This is a genomic window from Burkholderia sp. FERM BP-3421 (genome assembly GCF_028657905.1).
GTDB lineage: Bacteria > Pseudomonadota > Gammaproteobacteria > Burkholderiales > Burkholderiaceae > Burkholderia.
Genome location: NZ_CP117781.1, coordinates 1,566,187 through 1,584,553, shown reverse-complemented (window position 1 = coordinate 1,584,553; position 18,367 = coordinate 1,566,187). Strand labels below are relative to the sequence as shown.

General features: G+C 60.1%; 10 protein-coding genes and 4 pseudogenes. 2 read left to right on the top strand and 12 right to left on the bottom strand.

Annotated elements, in window-relative coordinates; genetic code table 11:
* Positions 1-8: 8 nt before the first annotated feature.
* The 3 genes from Bsp3421_RS09980 to Bsp3421_RS09970 all read right to left on the bottom strand — a co-directional run bounded on the left by Bsp3421_RS09980 (position 9) and on the right by Bsp3421_RS09970 (position 3,679).
* A complete protein-coding gene (locus tag Bsp3421_RS09980) occupies positions 9-2,141 on the bottom strand; it encodes a type I secretion system permease/ATPase (RefSeq protein ID WP_273995757.1) in 2,133 nt (710 codons plus the stop codon).
* Positions 2,142-2,222: 81 nt separating this feature from the next.
* A complete protein-coding gene (locus Bsp3421_RS09975; RefSeq protein ID WP_273995755.1) occupies positions 2,223-3,101 on the bottom strand; it encodes a hypothetical protein in 879 nt (292 codons plus the stop codon).
* A 164-nt stretch (positions 3,102-3,265) separates the two neighbouring features.
* On the bottom strand, positions 3,266-3,679 hold the full coding sequence (locus Bsp3421_RS09970; RefSeq protein WP_273995754.1) for a hypothetical protein: 414 nt from the start codon (positions 3,677-3,679) through the stop codon (positions 3,266-3,268).
* A 254-nt stretch (positions 3,680-3,933) separates the two neighbouring features.
* Between Bsp3421_RS09970 and Bsp3421_RS09965 the strand changes: the two are divergent.
* Both Bsp3421_RS09965 and Bsp3421_RS09960 read left to right on the top strand, forming a co-directional pair.
* Positions 3,934-4,623 (top strand): annotated as a pseudogene (locus tag Bsp3421_RS09965) (IS5 family transposase); the annotation flags it as partial.
* A 601-nt stretch (positions 4,624-5,224) separates the two neighbouring features.
* A pseudogene (locus tag Bsp3421_RS09960) lies at positions 5,225-5,791 on the top strand (transposase).
* On the opposite strand, the gene Bsp3421_RS09955 reads toward Bsp3421_RS09960, so the two are convergent.
* From Bsp3421_RS09955 to Bsp3421_RS09915, 9 genes and pseudogenes are all read right to left on the bottom strand, one after another.
* The gene (locus tag Bsp3421_RS09955; protein ID WP_273995753.1) at positions 5,788-9,216 is read right to left on the bottom strand and encodes an autotransporter domain-containing protein; all 3,429 of its coding nucleotides are present in this window, start codon (positions 9,214-9,216) and stop codon (positions 5,788-5,790) included. The pseudogene Bsp3421_RS09960 and the gene Bsp3421_RS09955 overlap by 4 nt on opposite strands.
* A gap of 238 nt (positions 9,217-9,454) precedes the next feature.
* Positions 9,455-10,072: a 2OG-Fe(II) oxygenase gene (locus Bsp3421_RS09950; protein WP_273995752.1), complete on the bottom strand. Its 618-nt coding sequence runs from the start codon at positions 10,070-10,072 to the stop codon at positions 9,455-9,457.
* Positions 10,073-10,162: 90 nt separating this feature from the next.
* Positions 10,163-10,351: pseudogene (locus tag Bsp3421_RS09945) on the bottom strand (glucose-6-phosphate dehydrogenase); the annotation flags it as partial.
* A gap of 77 nt (positions 10,352-10,428) precedes the next feature.
* Positions 10,429-12,963, bottom strand: a complete 2,535-nt coding sequence (gene ptsP / locus Bsp3421_RS09940) for a phosphoenolpyruvate--protein phosphotransferase (protein WP_273998340.1) — start codon at positions 12,961-12,963, stop codon at positions 10,429-10,431.
* A 51-nt stretch (positions 12,964-13,014) separates the two neighbouring features.
* Positions 13,015-14,256 (bottom strand): maltoporin, encoded by a 1,242-nt coding sequence (locus Bsp3421_RS09935; RefSeq protein ID WP_273995750.1) that lies wholly within the window; start codon positions 14,254-14,256, stop codon positions 13,015-13,017.
* Between the two features lie 47 nt (positions 14,257-14,303).
* The gene (locus Bsp3421_RS09930; protein WP_273995749.1) at positions 14,304-15,716 is read right to left on the bottom strand and encodes a glycoside hydrolase family 32 protein; all 1,413 of its coding nucleotides are present in this window, start codon (positions 15,714-15,716) and stop codon (positions 14,304-14,306) included.
* A 1-nt stretch (position 15,717) separates the two neighbouring features.
* Entirely contained in the window at positions 15,718-17,115 is a 1,398-nt protein-coding gene (locus Bsp3421_RS09925) for a sucrose-specific PTS transporter subunit IIBC (protein WP_273995747.1), read from the bottom strand.
* Between the two features lie 128 nt (positions 17,116-17,243).
* The gene (locus Bsp3421_RS09920; protein WP_273995745.1) at positions 17,244-17,969 is read right to left on the bottom strand and encodes a substrate-binding domain-containing protein; all 726 of its coding nucleotides are present in this window, start codon (positions 17,967-17,969) and stop codon (positions 17,244-17,246) included.
* A 190-nt stretch (positions 17,970-18,159) separates the two neighbouring features.
* A pseudogene (locus Bsp3421_RS09915) lies at positions 18,160-18,255 on the bottom strand (LacI family DNA-binding transcriptional regulator); the annotation flags it as partial.
* Positions 18,256-18,367: the final 112 nt, after the last annotated feature.

Here is an 18,367-nt window from a genome sequence, read left to right as displayed (position 1 = left end):
AGGAAGAGTCAGGCGTTCTGGAGCGATACCAGATGTGCGTAGTACCCTTGTTGCGCCAACAGGCTGTCGTGCGTGCCGCGCTCCACAATGCGGCCCTTGTCCATCGCGACGATGTGATTGGCGTGCCGTACGGAACTGAGACGGTGGGCGATGATGATCACTGTCCGGCCGTTACACATCGCCCGCATGTTCCTCTGGATGATGTGTTCGGTTTCGAAGTCCAGCGCGCTAGTCGCCTCATCGAAAATCAAGATGCGCGGATTGGTGACGAGTGCGCGGGCAATCGCGAGCCGTTGGCGCTGGCCGCCAGACAGATTCGAACCATGTTCGCCGATGATCGTGTCATAACCTTCTGGCATCTCGGAAATGAAATCGTGCGCGCCAGCGAGCTGCGCTGCGTGCATGACGACGTCGAGGGCAATACCCGGATCCGTGACGGCGATGTTCTCGCGAATCGACCGATTGAACAGCTGGTTCTCCTGCAACACGACGCCGATCTGCCTGCGCAACCAGGCAGGATCGGCAAGTGCGAGATCGATGCCGTCGACCCGCACGCGTCCCTGTTCGGGTAAGTAGAGCCGCTGTGCCAGTTTGGTCAGCGTGCTCTTGCCGGAGCCGGATCGTCCGACGATGCCAACGATTTCACCCGCAGAAATGTCGAGTGAAATGTCATTGAGGATAGTCGGACCATCGGGGCGATAACGAAATCGGATGTTCTGGAAACTGATGTCGCCTCGAACCGTGGGCAGGGCCTGGCGACTTTGAGGCAGTTCGGTCCGGGTATTGAGAATATCTCCCAGCCGCCCCATCGAAATACCCACCTGCTGGAAATCCTGCCAGAGCTGGGCGAGCCGCAGCACGGGCACCGCGACGTGCTGCGACATCATGTTGAAGGCAACGAGCTGACCGACCGACAATTTGCCTTCAATCACAAAGCGCGCACCGAGATAAAGCGTCACCAGCGTAACAAGCTTTCCGACGAGTTGGATCAGCTGCTGGCCGACGTTGCCAAGCGCACTGACACGAAACCCCGCCGACACATAGCCGGCAAGTTGATTGTCCCAGCGCCGTGTGAATTGCGGCTCGACAGCCATCGACTTCACGGTTTCGACACTTGATACGGTTTCCACCAGAAAGGACTGATTGTCGGCGGTCCGGGCGAACTTCTCGTTCAGCCTGGTGCGCAGAATCGGCGTGATCGTCATGGAAATCGCTGCATACACCGGCAATGAAATGACTACGACCAGCGTCAACCACACGCTGTACAGGCACATGACCCCGAGGAAGATGATCGAGAAGAATAGATCGATTACGGCAGTGACTGCCTGTCCCGTCAGGAAGCTGCGGATGTTCTCCAGTTCCCTGACCCGGGCGACCGTATCCCCGACGCGGCGCACACCGAAGTAGGCAAGTGGCAGCGTCAGCAGATGCCTGAACAGCTTCGCGCCAAGTTCGACGTCGATGCGGCTCGCGGTGTGTGCGAACACATAATTGCGTACGCCCGACAGCACCACCTCAAAGATCGCGCTTACCAGTAAGGCAATGCAGACGACATTGAGGGTAGTGAAGGCACGGTTGACTAATACCTTGTCCATCACGACCTGGAACATCAGCGGCGAGACCAGGCCAAACAATTGCAGCACGGCTGAGACCAGCAGAACTTCCAGCAGGAGCTTCCGGTACTTGACGACAGCTGGGACGAACCATGAGAAGTCGAAATGCGCCAACGCCCCGGTAAGCGATGCCCTCGACGCAAACAGCAGCATCTGGCCGCCGGATCGGGAGATCACTGAGGCGGGCTCGCAAATTGATGGCCCGGACGCCCCGGCATCGAGAACCAGCGCTTTATTCTCATCGCATTTTGCGAGAATAAAATGTTTGCCGCGCTCGTCGATCACCAGGGCAGGCAACGGGGTCTTGGGCAACCGACTTTCAGTGATCCGAACCTGGCGGATCTTGAGACCAAGGCTGCGTGCCGCTAATAGGAGATCGCTGACTGAAAGCTGATCGCCCGTTGATCCCGAGGCATGCCTTATTTGCGCGGCGTTTGCCGCGATACCGTGAAACTGTGCAATCAATACAAGCGCCGACAGGCCGGGATCGTCCGGCGGCTGCGGCAATTCTTGCTGAGGAGCATACATGCGTGGAAATCGCGTCAGCGTTTCAGGAGGACAATACCTCCCCTGCCGATACAGGGGAGGCTGCATAACTACCGGACCGGCTTAGCGGCCAACTGCCAATTGCAGCGTTGCGTGCGAATCATTTATCGCACTCAGGTGGCTGACAACTGCAGCTTGAGGCTCGAAAGCTCCCATCGCGCTGATCAGGTTGCTGAGCGTCCGGGCGGCCAATGTCTGGCCAGCACTGACGTCAGGGAGATTGGCGGGCGACATTCCCATCTGGTAAGTGTCACCCGTGATGATCTTGCCGCCGCTCCATTCGGCATAGGTGTAGGTTCCATCACCCTTGGGCGTGCTGTGTTCTGTCGGGTTCACTTCGTTTGGCAACCCGAACCCGAGATGGTTGTAGCGTAACGTCTCCCCCAGGTCGGTGGCGATGAGATCCTCTTTGGCCACCGCGTATTTTTCGGCATCATTGTCGTACTGCGCATTAAGGGTCCCACTATGCGTTGCCAGATCTGGATCCGTCGAATGCGCACCTTCATGAGCCAGACCGAGCGCTGCGGATTGGACGCCCACGGCCTGTCCTGTTGCGTTATCTTGGACCGTCAGTGCCGAGTGGGGATCCCAGGCAATAGTATTGCTGTCAGGGGAATAATGATCGTCGCCGTTGTGAATAATCTCGATTGCCACCTTGTTGGCCTTCATACCCTGAATGATTTTTAGGGCATTCGCACTGGTTTCGAGATAAGCGAGACTGGTATTTAGATCAGCAATGTCTTGGGCTGTAGCGCCCTTCACCACGAAATCATCAGCAGTGATAGCCGTTGCTGCTGTGTTCGCTACTCGCTCGAGGTTGATTGGATTCGCCTTCGGAAAAATTCCCTCTGACACTTTCGGAGGAAAACCTGATCTCCCATGGCTCTTGAGGAAATCTTCCAGAGAGAAAGCAGTCGCTTCGAAATCTTTGGTCGTCAACAAGGCAATGCTCCTTCGACATAAACTGGCCAAAGTTCATGTTGGCCAAAAAAATCACTCGATTCACTTGAGATCGAGTGACGCCAGTTGAGTGCACAGCCTTTCTTGCGCACTCAAATTTGCATACCCGCAAATCAAATAATCTGATTTAATTCATATGATTGAGATTATTCATCCACCCAAGACTGAAGTGCGCGCGGAATCGAACTTCTTGCCGTAATCGGCCTTCCATTAAACGACCCTTGCACCGTCGAAGCGCCTTCATATTTTTTTGAAAAAAGAAACTTATAAATTTCACCATCTTTTGAAAATAAATAAATCCCCTCTCTCGGCTCAAAATCATTACTCGAAATATCGGATGCAGCGACACCGGAACCAACGCGATCATGAACATCGGACTCCTCAATGATTTTTATAAGACCAGAAATTCGATCGCGATCTTCCGTGCCATACAATTTACCTACTTCCTGCATTTTTTCTTCGCTTATACGCACCCGAAAATTCAAACTCGGATCAACGATAATCACTTTCGCAGAATTTATTTGCTGCTGATTTTTTAAAAATGAAGTAAATTTAGCCATCACGTCGCTCGGCGGCAGCATAGCAAAACCCAAAAATAGAAAATATTTAACCAAATAAAAATACCGACGATGAATTCGACCTTTAAACATTCAACCCCCATCTCTACGGTCAATATATTTTTGCAGACGGCGCACTCGCTCCAAAATTAACACTGACGAAATACGCCCACCGCCGGATGGCAGTGTTATATCAATCCGGACACGTGGCGGTGACGTTTTCGCGCAACGACTGGGACGATGCCTCTGATTCATAGACCGTGTTTCGCTTGCCACTGCGCGCCCTGCAGGGTTTTGCGCAAAGTTTGCACGATCTGGCCTTCGCCACCTTGCCGATACCGAACTACGCAACGCCGACTCGCCGCGCACAAACGCTTGATGTACAACTGCCGATCGTTCGCGACGGCGACCCAATTCATTTGGAGGTCGACACGGCGAAGGCGAATGAGGTCCGCCAGTATGGCTATTCGAAACGCTGCACGTGGCGCGAGGTGTATCTCGCGCTCGACACACGCACCCGTCAGGTGCAGGCCGCGCTGATGACGCATCATGACGTTGCTGACGGCAATGTCTTGGCCAATCGATCGACTGGATTCCGGCCGACGAACGATTTGATAGCGCACGAGGCGATGGTGCGTACGACTCGAAGCCGTGCCATGCCGCGCGAGGGCGCCGGTCACTGGAAGGCGACCGTGTCGGGCGCCGCAAGGTGCAACGGAGCGAGCGACGCGATCGTACGGCTCGGCCGCCGGGAATGGAAGAAGGGCTCCGGCGGCTATTACTGTCGTTCGTTGGCCGAGAATGCGATGCCTCGGCTCAAAACGTTCACGGGTTTTTACCTGTGGGCACGCCGAACCGACTCGCAGGCGGCCGACGTCGCGATCCGCGTGGGCGTACTCAATCGCATGACTGAGCTCGCCCGCCTGCACTCCGTACGCATCACATGAAATCATGAACAAAGGCTCCACCTCGTCATCACGAAGGATTTATGCAACAACGCCGATGTATGGCAGAAGCAGCTATGCACGTGCGATAGTAGTTCTCAATAAATTATTGATCCGCAATTTAATTGTGCAGAAATGTATAAATTTCCAGTACATTAATATACAAATTAAATAAAATTATGATCGCCACTGATACGGAATATAAAACACGCTGCCTTTATTTTTGATGCCGATCTTCGATCATCGAGCAGAAGATGCATCCTTTTCAAGGAGTCGACGCTGCCGCGCGGCCTAGTGACGCTGCACATCGAGCCGAAGCGGCCGGGCCCGTGCGCTAGAGCGCGTCAAGCGCAAAGTGCTGGTCGGCTACGTGCGCACGCCGGCGCGCGAGGACCCAGCGACCGACGCGTTCGACCGGGTCGTTGATGACTTGATGGTTGCGATCGCGTTGATCGCGGAACAATAGCGTTGCGTTTCAGAAAGTGACGCCTGGGCAAACATCGGTGGCGTGCGTTGGATTTGGTAGCGGGTGCGTCTTATAGTTTGCATCGCGCCTACTCATATCTTCTGGCGGAAGGCGGTGATCTCCAACTCCGCGCTCTGGATGAAGGTGTTCAACGAACTTAAAACACGCGGCGTCCACGATGTCCTGATCGCGGTGACCGACGGTCTCAAAGGGATGCCCGAGGCCCTGGCTGCCGTGTTCCCGGCGACCACGCTGCAAACCTGCATCGTCCACCTGATTCGAAACAGCCTCGATTACGCAAGCTGGAAGGACCGTAAGGGGCTGGCTGCCGCGATCAAACCGATCTGCACGGCCCCCCGTGCGGAAGCCGCTCAGGCCGCTTGATGCGTTTGCTGAAGGTCCCTGGGGCCAGAAATTCCCGCCTGTCAGTATCGCCTGGCGCAAGGCCTGGGATCGCGGGATTCCGTTCCTTGCATTTGCGCCGGATATCCGCAAGGTTATATACACACGAATGCCATTGAGAATATCAATTCGCCACTGCGCAAGATCATCACGACGCGCGGGCACTTCCCGACCGATGACGCAGCAGCGAAGCTCATCTGGCTGGCGCTGCGCAATATCACCGATGTCGGGGCGCTGTACGTCAAGATAACCGGCCAACCGGTCCGGCCGATAAAACTGGCCGAACCGGGTGTCTGCCTTTAAAACTTCCAGTTCAGATTGCCCGTCACGGCATGATCGGATTCACGACTCGCCAGCGAACCTGCATATCCCACACTCAGCATGCCGTTCTTGCCGAGGGCCAGTCCCGCACTCACGTTCACCACCGCTGCGTCCTTCGCCACCGGTACGCCCGACACGCTAAACGGCGAGCTGCCCGCCACGAACGACAGCGTGCCTACCGGCTTCCCATCGCCCAGCGCATGCTGCCAGCCCGCCGATCCGCGCAGCGTCAGCTGGACCTTCGCGCACAGGTCCAGCTGCGTCGTCCCCCGCAACCCCAGCGTCGAGAACGTCACGTCGTTGTTGCCGCCCTGCACCTGCAGGGCCGCCGCTCCGCCGCTCTCCGTCATTCCGTGGTTGTTCAGATGCACGAATGCTACCCGCGCGAACGGCTCGACCACCGAGGCAGCCCCCACGTTCAGCCTGTACCCTGTCTCGCCGAATACCTGGGTCGTTTCGGCTTCCAGCGTCCCTGTCTCGCTCTCCGGCGCAGCGCCGTACTGCACGGCCCGGTCCACCCCGCCCCGGTGCCACGAATGGATCGCACCGATCCGCAGGCCGAATGGCCCCGGCTGCCAGCCCGCGTACGCCCCGAGATGGAAGCTGTCGAACGAAGCCGATGCAGGCTGGTCGTCCAGACTCACCGAGTTGTGGCTATATCCTGCCAGCGCCCCCACGCGCAGGTCCTCGCGAACCGCACCGTCGACCCCGGCCAGGAAGCCCCCCGTCGAGCTCTTATAACCACTTGCGTTGCCATTGCCTCCCGTGCTGCCCCACGAGCCCAGTACCTGCGCCCATGCCCCCGTACGGCTCGCCCCGGGTACCGCATCGCGAATTACCGTCCACAGACGGTCCAGCGCTGCATCGCGCACCTTGCGGCTCTCGTTGATCAGCATCCCGTATGCCGCCGGGTAAATCTCACCCGAAAGCTGATGGAACGCCGCCTGCGGCACTGCCGCGTCCGAGGCCAGCAGCACGCTCCGGTACACCGCGTTGTTCCCGTTCACCGTCTCCAGCGCGTTTGCCACGCTGCGACCGTTGGTCGTGTCTGCCACGCTCGCAAACGGTGTCGCGTTGCGGTTCACGGAGAGATTCACGCTGTTCGGGCCGTAGGTCAGCGCCGTGCCGACGAACAGGTAACGCTGCGGCATCGCGTCGAACCGGCCATCGATACCGCCGGCCGCGTTCAGGATCGTGAAGCTGCGGCCCAGCAGCGTGCCCATCTGCGACAGGCTCAGCGGCGGAGGCAGACTCTCCAGCGCTGCGTTCACCGTGCCACCCGAGAGGCGTGCGCGGCCGCCTACATCGATGCGGTCGCTGCTTCCGTTCGGCGATACTTCCACCGCATAGGTGGAACCCGGCGCAAAGCTGGCGTCATGCGCCACGTTCAGGCTGCCGATCGAGTGGCCCGGCGCTACTGTACCGCCGGCTTGCGCGCTCAGCGACTGCAGTGAACCGTTGCCGCTGACGACTCCGCCGTTGCCCACCGATACCGCACCGCTCGCTCCGTCCAGCCACGCCCGTCCGCCGTTCACGGTGACGTCCGCACTCTTGCCAGTGATCCTCGCAGTGCCCTGCGCCGTAATCGATACGTTCGCGCTCGTGCCTGAGATCGATGCCAGCCCACCGTTGACCGCGACATCGGCACTCGTGCCGTTCACAGTCAGGAGGCCGTTAGGATTGACTACCGTGCCCGAAGTGACGGACCCGTTGATTCTCAACTCTCCGCCATTGACCGTCGTCAACCCGCGATATGTATTGGCACCCGAGAGTGTCAGCAGGCCATCACCGGACTTCGTCAAACTGCCCTCGTAGGCGCGATGTTGATACGCATACTCACGGATCGTACCGACCTCGAATATGAATCGGTCGTCGGCGCTGGCATTGGCGGGGAGACCATTCTGCCAGCCCTTGTCCTTGAGCGTTTCCACCCACTGCGCGTGTTCCGCGCCATCTTCCTGCTTGCGCTGAACGAGTGCGTTGTCCGTGATGTTGTTAGACCAGGTATCGCTGACGCCCTTGTCCAGCTTTGCTTCAAAGAGGCCGGTCAACTGCCCCGGGCCTTTCATCGCAGCACGAAGATCGATATTCCCCCACCCATCGATTTCGTTCGGCTTTTGCGTGAGCACTCCGTTATGACCCGCAGTAGTCAGCAGAACGCTGAGGGCCTGCTCATTCGTCATGTAGGGAAATCGTTGCATGATGACGGCCAGGGCTCCCGATGCATGCGGTGCCGACATCGATGTGCCGTCAACTGATTCATACAGCCTCCCTTTATGCGAGCCATCAAATGGATAATTGGGATTGACTGTGCTTTTGATGCGACTCCCCGGTGCATCCACACACCAGTATTTGGCAGCACCGCAGCGATTCGAATACGATGCAATCGTCGAGTCAGCCGTCTGTCCACCGGGTGACGTTGACGGAGGCGGGTCTGATGCCGCCACCGCCAGCCAGCGACCTTCCACATCGGGCCGGAAATATGGAATGCTGGCATTCATGTCCGGGTTGGCGCCAATACCTGCACTCGACGTTCCATCGCCACTGTTGCCCGCCGAAACGACCTGAATAAATCCGTGCTCCTTGACCGCTTCGGTCATGGCCTCCAGCCACGTTTTCTGTCCTGCCTGATTTTTATCCCAGAACCGACGGTATGCAGTCGTCATACTCTGGACACTGCTCATGTCGTTGTCCAAAGGATTTGCCGAATTTTGTCCCCAGGAATTATTAACCATACGGACACCTTGACTGGCAAGCGCCTGATAGGCCGCCTTGAAATAGCCATAATCAAGAAAATCTGGCCCCTGCATGGCATTGTCGTCCGTACCATTGGTATTCGCGACATATACCTGCGATCCAAAGGCGACCCCGTGCATCCCAACACCATCGCGCGTCGCGCCAATGGTACCGCTCACATGAGTTCCGTGCGTGTTGTTGACTTCATCAATGAACGTTCCAGGAACATTGAATGGTTGTCCCTTTTTAAACGCGCCAGTTATATCATCCTTGGTGTATTTCGGATCGTAGCTCAAACCATTGGCGTCATCCGATCCATCACTCAAAGACCCATTGGAAGAGTAGGTGCCGACTGTCGAAACAGGATGGAAGCGATCTGATGAAAATTCAGGGTGTTGAATATAAATCCCGGAATCCAGCACGCCAGCCTTGACGTTTCCTCCGTTATAGCCTTGGGCGTAGGCGTACTCGGCATTCATCTGATTCAATCCCCAATCGGCCTTGAATTCCGGTGTTTTCCAGCTACCCGGATCTCCGAGTCGACCCGGATCAACGTAGCCTTGTGCGTGCGCCGCGGGAGTAATAATGGCGAACAAGGCCATCACGCCCACTGAAATCGCACGCAACCCCGAATTATTAAATGATATATTATGGTGAGCTAAGTTATTCATTTTTGATCTTTTACCCCATCATCTGTCAAGGGGAGGCTCCCCCTGTAACACCCGGCATCAAATAGCGAGGGCTGCTGAGAAGCTAAGAGATCAAAATGATGACTGGCGTCAAGAAATGTCGAGAAATGTCGCGAATCGACACAATTGGGCCTGAGCCGTTTCGACAATGGATGATCGATGGCGGTCGCAGACAACAGGCCTTGACCGAGCGGCGTTCCCTGGCAGACGATGTTTCAGATTACCGGATCGAGGCAGCATTGATCTGTGTCTTGAACATCAAGGTGATCCGCATGACCGGGCAGGTTCGCGACACGCCACGCGCAACGTGATGGACGAATCCCGGAAAAATCAGCAACCGGTTTGGCTTTGGATAGATCGCTGCCAGAATGTCGTCCTTCTGCTCGTTAAACAGGATGGTCTCGCCACCCCAATCCGGATCCCACTCGGTGTGCGGGTAGTACACCGCCGTGCAGGCGCCTGGAGCAAGCGAGTCAGTGTGAAGTGCACCGTCGGTGCCATATGGCAAACCATTTGCATAGCAGCTATGCAGGTCATGCGCGCTCAGATACGACGTTGACAACCTCCCCCAGAACGCGTGCAACAGCGGCGCGTCACGAGCGAGTTTCTCCTCGCCTTGTTCCTCCTGCCCGGTTTGCAAGGAGCCTTTCGGGCCAACAAAATGTTGATGCCAGAATGGCTGTGCACCCTCGCCACTGCGTGAACGCCACCCGTGAGTCCATGCTCCGTTGGACAGCGTGTGGTAGATCGCTGATTGCTCTGCGCCAGGCAAAAAATTATCGACAACCGTGATGTCCTGCCATAACCGGGCTGTATTGTCTGATGTTGCTTCGTTCATTTTTCTTCCCGTGGTGGGTCAATGTGGAGACAAGCGACGCTCGATACTCGCACAATCGATATCGCAATCGCCATGTTTCAATTCGAAGGTCAGATACCGTTCACGCGTCCAGCCGCTGCGGCCAACGGCAATGATGCGCGTCTCGGGGGGCAGGCTGCTGTGCAGATGCGCCATGTAGAGCGCCGGAAGCGGCTTGCGCGCGGCCAGATCGCCGGCGCCGCCGAAAATCACCATGTCGAGCGGCCGCTCGGGCGCGGAAGAAAAGGCGTGCGTGTTCATCGTCTACTTGGTGAATCAATGGTTGGCAAACCGGGGGACCGGCACGCCTGACAGGCGCATCGTCGATGTTCGCGGCGTCAGTCAGCCGGCCCGCCGACGATCGCGTCGCGCACCTGCCTAGCACTGCCGAGCTTCAGCACGCGCCGGGCCAATGCGCGGCACGCGTCGAAGTCGAGCTTCGCCAGTTCCGCCTTGATCGCGGCAATCGCGGGCACGCTCACCGATAACTCATCGACGCCCAGCCCGACGAGAATCGCCGTCGTGGCAGGATCGGAGGCCATCGCGCCGCATACGCCGACCCACTTTCCGTGGGCGTGCGCGCCCGCCACCGTCAGGTCGATCATCTTCAGCACGGCCGGATGCAGTGTATCGACCTGAGACGACAGCTTCGCATGCCCACGATCGATCGCAAGCGTGTATTGTGCGAGATCGTTGGTGCCGATCGAAAAGAAGTCGACCTCCCGCGCCAGCGCCTCGACGATCGCCACCGCCGCAGGCACTTCGACCATCACGCCGATTTTGACCGGATGCGGGTATTTCTGCTGCTCGTCCTGCAGGATGCACTTCGCGGCCAGCACCTCGTTGAGATCCGAAACCATCGGGAACATGATGTGAAGGTCTCCGTGCGGCGCCGCGCGCAGCATCGCGCGCAACTGATTGCGGAACAGCTCGGGATACGCGAGGCTGACGCGAATGCCGCGCAGGCCGAGGAATGGATTGGCTTCCTTCGGGAGCGGCAGGTAGCGCAGCGGCTTGTCGCCGCCCACGTCAAGCGTACGCACGACGAACTTCCGCGCTCGCCCGAGTTCGGCCGCAATGGCCTCGTAGGCGGCGGCCTGCTCGTTTTCGTCGGGCGCGGTCGCGCGATCTTCGAACAGGAATTCGGAACGCAGCAGTCCGACTCCTTCGGCGCCCGACGCAACCGCCTCCTTCGCTTCCACCACATCCCGCACGTTCGCGACAACTTCCACGCGATGACCGTCGCGTGTGCTGCCGATCCGATGTGCGGCCTGCTCGTTCGCCCGCCGCTCAGCGACTTCGGCATCCATGCGCCGCGTCACGTCGGCGAGCAGTTCGGGATCGGGATCGATCCGTAGCAGCCCCGCCGTGCCGTCGAGCACCGCGGTCGCACCGTCGCTCAGGGACAGCGCCTCCGCGTCGATTCCGCAGATCGCCGGAATCCCCATCGACCGCGCGAGGATCGCCACGTGGCTCGTCGGGCCGCCGGATACCGTGCACAGGCCGATGACCTTGCTGCGGTCCAACGATACCGTGTCCGATGGCGTCAGGTCATCGGCGAGAACGATCGACCGGTCTCCGAAGACTGGCATTGCGCGCCGAACGCCGGTCAGCAACGACAGTACGCGCGTGCCGACGTCACGGATGTCCGTCGCCCTCTCGCGCAGCAACGGACTCGGGTGGCCGGCCAGCCGCCGGGCGACGGCCTGGCACGCTTGGTACCACGCCCCCGGTGCGCTCGCACCGGTGCGCAGATTGGCTTCCGCGGCATCAAGCAGCACCGGATCCTCGAGCAACGCGAGATGCGCATCCATGATCTCAGCCCGACACGCGGCCGATTCGCCGCCGCCGGCCACAAGCGCCTGAATCTGCTCGCCCGCGAGCCGCAGCGCCGTGGACAGGCGCGGACGCTCGTCGTCAAACGTACCGCCCGCTTCGTCGAACTCGAGCTCGGCTCCGCGCCACTGTACGATGCTGCCGACGGCGAGCCCAGGCGACGCGCCGACGCCCGCGAACGTTCCCACCGCCGCATCCGCGGCTGCGGCGCGCGCCGTGTCCTGCCACCGTGGACCGGACGCGGCGACATGGTCGATACGCTCGCCGCACCCATCCAGCAGCACACCCACGAGGCGCTCGAGCGCCTGCGCGGCATCGCCGCCGCGCGCGCTCACGCACACTTCGTCACCCTGCCCCGTTGCGAGTGCCATCACGTCGACCGCCGATTTCGCATCGGCGTCGAGCGCCCCGCACGACAGCACGACGTGCGCGGAGAACTGCCGCGCCTCCCGCGCGAGTACCGAGGCAGGCCGAGCATGCAAGCCCGCGGGGTTCGGCAGTAGGATAAACGGGGAATACAACCACTCCCCGTCCTGCTCGGGCGCTGCACCGCCGGTGGTCTGCGATGCGAGATGCAGCGTCAGCAGCACGCTCTTTCCCGCTTCGACGGCGCCCACGCTCTTGTCCATCCGCGACACGCACTCGCTATTCACGACGACGATTTCCGTGAGCATGCTCGCCGCATACGCGGCCACGTGCGCCAAGTCGAAACGCAGCAGCGGTTGACCGGCGAGCACGTCGTCCCCCTTCGCGACGAGCGCGTCGAAGCCCTCGCCGTCGAGCATGACCGTGTCGATGCCGACATGCACCATCACCCTGACGCCCCATTCGCCCTCGACGACGACCGCATGCCTCGATGCGTGAAGATCGATCACGCGCCCTGCGATCGGCGACAGCACGATATTGGTCTGCGGATTGATCGACAGGCCGTCGCCGACCATCTTCTGCGCGAACGCGGGATCCGGGACCGCTTCGATCGGCACGACCGTGCCCGACAGCGGCGCAAGCACGCTCATCTGAATTTGTTTAGACAACATACGCACTCCTGAAAATCGCAACGTTGAAAACGACACGCTGGAAGCCCCGGATCACCACCAGCTTTCGACTTGCGCACCGATCATGTTCGTCGAATTCCGGCCCGCCGACCACGAACCCCAGTTCATCCCCTGCGCGTCGAGCGCCGCCTGATTCCACGCGACATGGGTCGCGTAAAGGCGCAGCTCGGGGCGCGTCATCAACTCGGGCCCTGTACTGAATGCAAGCGCCGCTGTATATTTGTCTAGCTTCTGAAGCGGCCCACCGTTGGCGCGCAGCGTCGTCCAGCCGCATTCCGTCAATAGCTTTACGTTGTGCGCGACCGCATACGACAGGCGGCCTCCGAACGACGTGCCCGTAGCGCTGCCGGAATCGTGCTGACCCTGACTACGCTGGTACACCGCCAGCGCCTGACCGCCGAAGCGTCCGAATTGCCAGTTCACCGAATCGACCAAGCGCACGCTGCGCGTGCCGCTCGGGTTCTCGAGCCCGCCGAATCCCGTCTCAAGCGACGCATAACCGGTGCTGCCCTGCAGCCATACCGAATTCGTCACGCCGGGCAGCAGGAAATTCGCGTGGTCATATTTGAACGTCAGTGCGGCGCCCGAACTGCCGCCGGGGAAATCTCCGCGCATCACTTCGCCGATTACGCGCAGCTTGCCGCCCTGCGTGACGGGAATGTCGTAGACGTCGACGTTCATCCGCGTCGCGTCCTTCCGGTTCAGCGTCGGGCTGTAATGCTGTTCGCTGCGGAACAGGCTGACGCCAAGCTTGCTCGATCCGATGAACGGGATGTTGGTCGCGCCGATGCCCGGATCGATCGTCGGGCCGCCAACACTGTAGAAGAAGTGGTCGACGATATGCACGTCCTCGCGCTCGATATAGCGCCGACCAGCCCAGAATTCCGTTTGCGGCGAGAATGCGTAGCCGCTCGTCGCGACGTACATTTCCTTGCCGAAATACTGGCCCTGGCCCTGCATCCCGCGGAAATTCGCCTGCGGGTTCCAGTAGGTCGCAGTATAGGCCGCCGACCATGTGATACCGCCGTCGAAATGAAACGTCTTCTTGAAAGTGAGTTCCGCGTAGGTGTCGCCTTCGTTGCCGAGGCGGAACAATTCGGCACCATTACCGAGCGCGTATTTGTTGACACCGCCAGTATCCGTCTTGTGCCCGGACACGAAGCCCGCGCGAACGTAGCCGTTGAAATTGAAGTCGTCGCCGAGATCCACCGCGAAAGCCCTTGTGCACGGGCAAAGCGAAGCCACCGCGATCAGCGTGCTGATCCACGTTTTCATGAAAGTCTCCAAATAATTATTGATTTAAATATTCGAGAACGTCTTCGCTACGCGTCTCTTTTTTGTAAAGGCCACATGCAGGTGCGATGCAGCGTCAGCGGATGCATGGCGCTCACTCGTGGCAAAGCCAGCTCCGACGTGGGGTAACAGCGCGTCGTGAACACCTCTTCGCCATCGTTCACGAAGATCTCGACCGAACTACTGTCGACAAATAGCCGAAGCCGCGTGACGTCCGATGCGCTCTCGCACTCCGCGAGGTCGTCGAAATGCCCGGCCATCGGGCAATGCCGAATGAGCGTGAGCGTGCCGCGACGTCCGTCGTGCACGATGCGCAGAGTTTGCTCGTCGCTTTCGAAGACGTGCAGCACCCAGTCCGCTCCGGAGCCCGCGTGGATCGACACGTCCAGTTCCCATGCCGCGCCCGGCGCCCGCGGCAGCGCTGCGGATTCGCCCGCCGCGAGGGCGGTCTCAGGCATCGTGACGGCCGCCCCACGCAGACGCTCGAGTTCGCGCAGCGGCCGCTGCCGTAGCCGCCTGCCTTCGAGACTCAGTTCGCGCGGGATCGTCAGGCAGTGAGTCCAGCCAGACGCGATTGTCGGCGTATCCGGCTGTAACGGCAGCCCCATCCAGCCGATCATCAGCCGTCGCCCATCCGGCGCAAGCAGCGTCTGGGGTGCGTAAAAATCGAAGCCGCGGTCGAGCACGCGAAAGGCGCCATACGAAAATTTCGGCGCGTCCAAGTCCACGTCGCCGACCAAATAACCAGCAACATCATCGCGGCGCGTCTCGCCGCCACGGGTTTCCTCGCTCTGCCAGCAGCCAATCAACACCGTGCTGCCACCGAGCTCGAACAGATCCGGGCACTCGACCATGTAGCAGGATGCAACCGACTCGACCAGTTCACCGACGATGCGCCAAGAACGCAGATCCGCGCTCTTGGCGAGCACGACGGTCCCGGTCAGATCGTCCCGCTGCGCACCGATCACTGCGTACCATGCATCGTTTTGCCGCCACACCTTCGGGTCGCGGAAATGGTCCGTATAGCCGGGTGGCGCGCCGTCGATCACTGGCCCGAGCTTGTCGAACCGCTCGCCGTCGGACGACCGTGCGAGACACTGATAGCTCGAGCGGCCGCCCGCGTCATCGCGCACGTTGCCGGTATACATCAGCACCATCGCACCGCCGTCGTCGATCGCGCTGCCGGAATAGCAGCCCTGCGCGTCGTACGGCATGTCCGGCGCGAGCGCGATCGGCATGGACTCCCAATGAATCAGGTCCGTGCTTTTCGCGTGAGCCCAGTGCTTGTTCAGATGCACGCAACCACTCGGATTCCATTGATAGAACACGTGATACGCGCCTTGCCAGTAGATCAGTCCATTCGGATCGTTGATCAGCCCTTGCGGCGGACACAGATGGAACGACGGCCGCCAGCGATCGGCGATGACATCGAGATCGGTCACGTTAGGCACCGGCGATCTCTCCGTATGCCACCTTCGCCTTGACGCCGCGCAGCCACGTACCGGCAAATGCAACCGAGAATGCGAGCACGCCGCCGATCAGGTAGTTCAGAATGCCGTCCGGGCGGACGATTGCCAGCCCCGGCAGGCCGGTCAGGCCGATGCCCGTCATGCCGACGTGCGTCGCAACCACCCAGCCGCCGCCGACCGCACCGCCGATCGCCGCGAACACGAACGGCCAGAAGAACCGCAGGTTGACGCCGAAAATCGCGGCTTCGGTGATCCCCATCAGGCACGACAGCGCAGAGGGCACCGCGATTTGCCGGATCTTCTCGTCGCGCGTCGTGAAAAACACGGCGAGCGCCGCGCCACCTTGCGCGACATTGGCCATCGACCAGATCGGCAGCAGGAAATTAACCCCGATCGACGGATTAGTGAGCAGACCCGTCTCGATCGCATGGAAACTGTGATGGATGCCCGTGACGACGATCGACGAATAGAGGCCACCGAACACCACGCCGGCGAGCGCGCCACCATGCTGATAGATCGCCTGCAGGCCGAACGACAGGCCATCGCCAAGCGCGCGCCCGATCGGGCCGACCACCGTCAGCGCGATCGCGCCCGAGATCAGCAGCGTCAGGAACGGCGTGAAGATCAGATCGATCGCGTTCGGCATGAATCGCTTCACGCCACGCTCGATCCACGACATCATCCAGACCGCCAGCAGGATCGGCAGCACCGTGCCCTGATAACCGACTTTCGCCACGTGCAGGCCGAACAGATCCCAGTATTCGTGCACGCCGCTGCCGAGCGTCCAGGCGTTCTGCAGGTCCGGGTGGATCATGATCCCGGCGAGTGCCGCCGCCAGGAATGGCGATACGCCGAAATCGCGGGCCGCCGAGAATGCGATCAGGATCGGCAGGAACACGAACGCCGTGCTCGCGAAGATGTTCAGGATCTGGAACACGGCGCTGTCGCCGGTGATCCACCCCATGCTCTTCAGCATGCCGAGCAGGCCCATCAGCAAGCCCGATGCGACGATCACCGGAATGATCGGCACGAAGATGTTCGACAGCGTGCGCGCGAGCTTCTGCGCGGCGTTCTGCTGGGCGACGGCGGCCTGCTTCACGTCCTCGAGCGATCCGGTTGCCGACGCACCCAGCAGCGCTTGCAGCGCATCGTGAACCTTCTCGACGGTGCCCTGGCCGATGATGATCTGCACCTGTCCGGCGCCGCTGAACGACCCTTTCACGAGACCGAGCGCGCCGATCGCCGTATGGTCGACCTGCTCGGCGTCATGGACGACGAGCCTCAGTCGGGTCGCGCAGTGCGAGAGCCGCGCAATGTTCGCGGGACCGCCCACCAACGGCAGCAGCGCCTGTGCGGTGTCGATTTCAGTCATTTGTCTCCTCCACTTCCTGGTTGTCATGGTATCGGTGCCATATGGTATCGATACCACATTACCGAATAGTTCAACCGGCTCGTTCGCGACCCGCATCTTCGGTCAAACACCATCGTAATGGGACCGGCTCAGGTGCTCCGCCGCAATACGAGCCGATACGGCATCACCACCCGCGCAACGTCGCCGCTCTTGGCTTCGCGCATGTCCAGCATCAGGCGGGCAGCCTTCGCGCCCGTGTCCGCATAGTTGTAATGGACGGTCGTCAACGCAGGACGCACCATCCGCGCCATGTCACTATCGCCCATGCCCGCGACCGCCATGCCGTCGGGTACCCGGATGCCGTGGTCGTGCAAACACGCCATCACGCCAACCGCGAGCCGGTCGGTCACGGCCAGAATCGCGGTGCAGCGCGCCTTGCCCGTCGCTCGCAAGAGACGCTCCACCGCTTCCTCGCCTGCTTCGGCCCGGAAGCTCACGCGGACGACCAAATCCGGATCGACCAGTAATCCATGCGCCTGCAACGCATCGACATAGCCGGCCGTTCGCTCTCCGCCGACCTGAAAATCCTCTTCGCCCACCGTCACCAACCCGATCCGCGTATGCCCGCAATTGAGCAGATGCTCGGTCATCTGGCGTGCCGCCGAGCGTTCGTTCTGAATCACGCTCGTGACGCCCAGATGGCTCGCGTCCTGCCCGATCATCACGATCGGGAGGCCCGCCTCGCGGATCGCATTGATCAGACCGCCGTTGACGGTCGTCGCCAGATGCAGCACGCCCGCGACCCGCTGCCTGCGGAACAGATCGTAGGCGGCCTCTTCTTCCGCCACCGAATTGTCCGTGTTGGCCAGCAGCATCTGGTACCGTAGCGGCTCGAGTGTCGACGAAATGCCGGCGACGACCTCCCCCCGTCGTATACGAGTTGATCTTTGGAATGATCACGCCGATCAGCCCGGACCGATGGGATTTTAGCTGCTTCGCCAGTTCCGACGGCGTGTAATGCGTCTGCGATATCACGGCTTCGATGCGCTCGCGCACCTCGGCCTTCACATATCCGGAGTTATTCAGTACCCGCGAAACCGTCGACGTCGATACACCAGAGAGCGTCGCAATATCACGGATCGTCAGTCTTTTATGTGGCATCGTTACCATGTGCGGAAGATACGATGTGCCGACCGATCTGTAAAATGGGGTAAACACGGTAATGCCGTTCAGCTATGGGCCGGGCCCCCCTCGGCCTCGCCGATATCGAGTT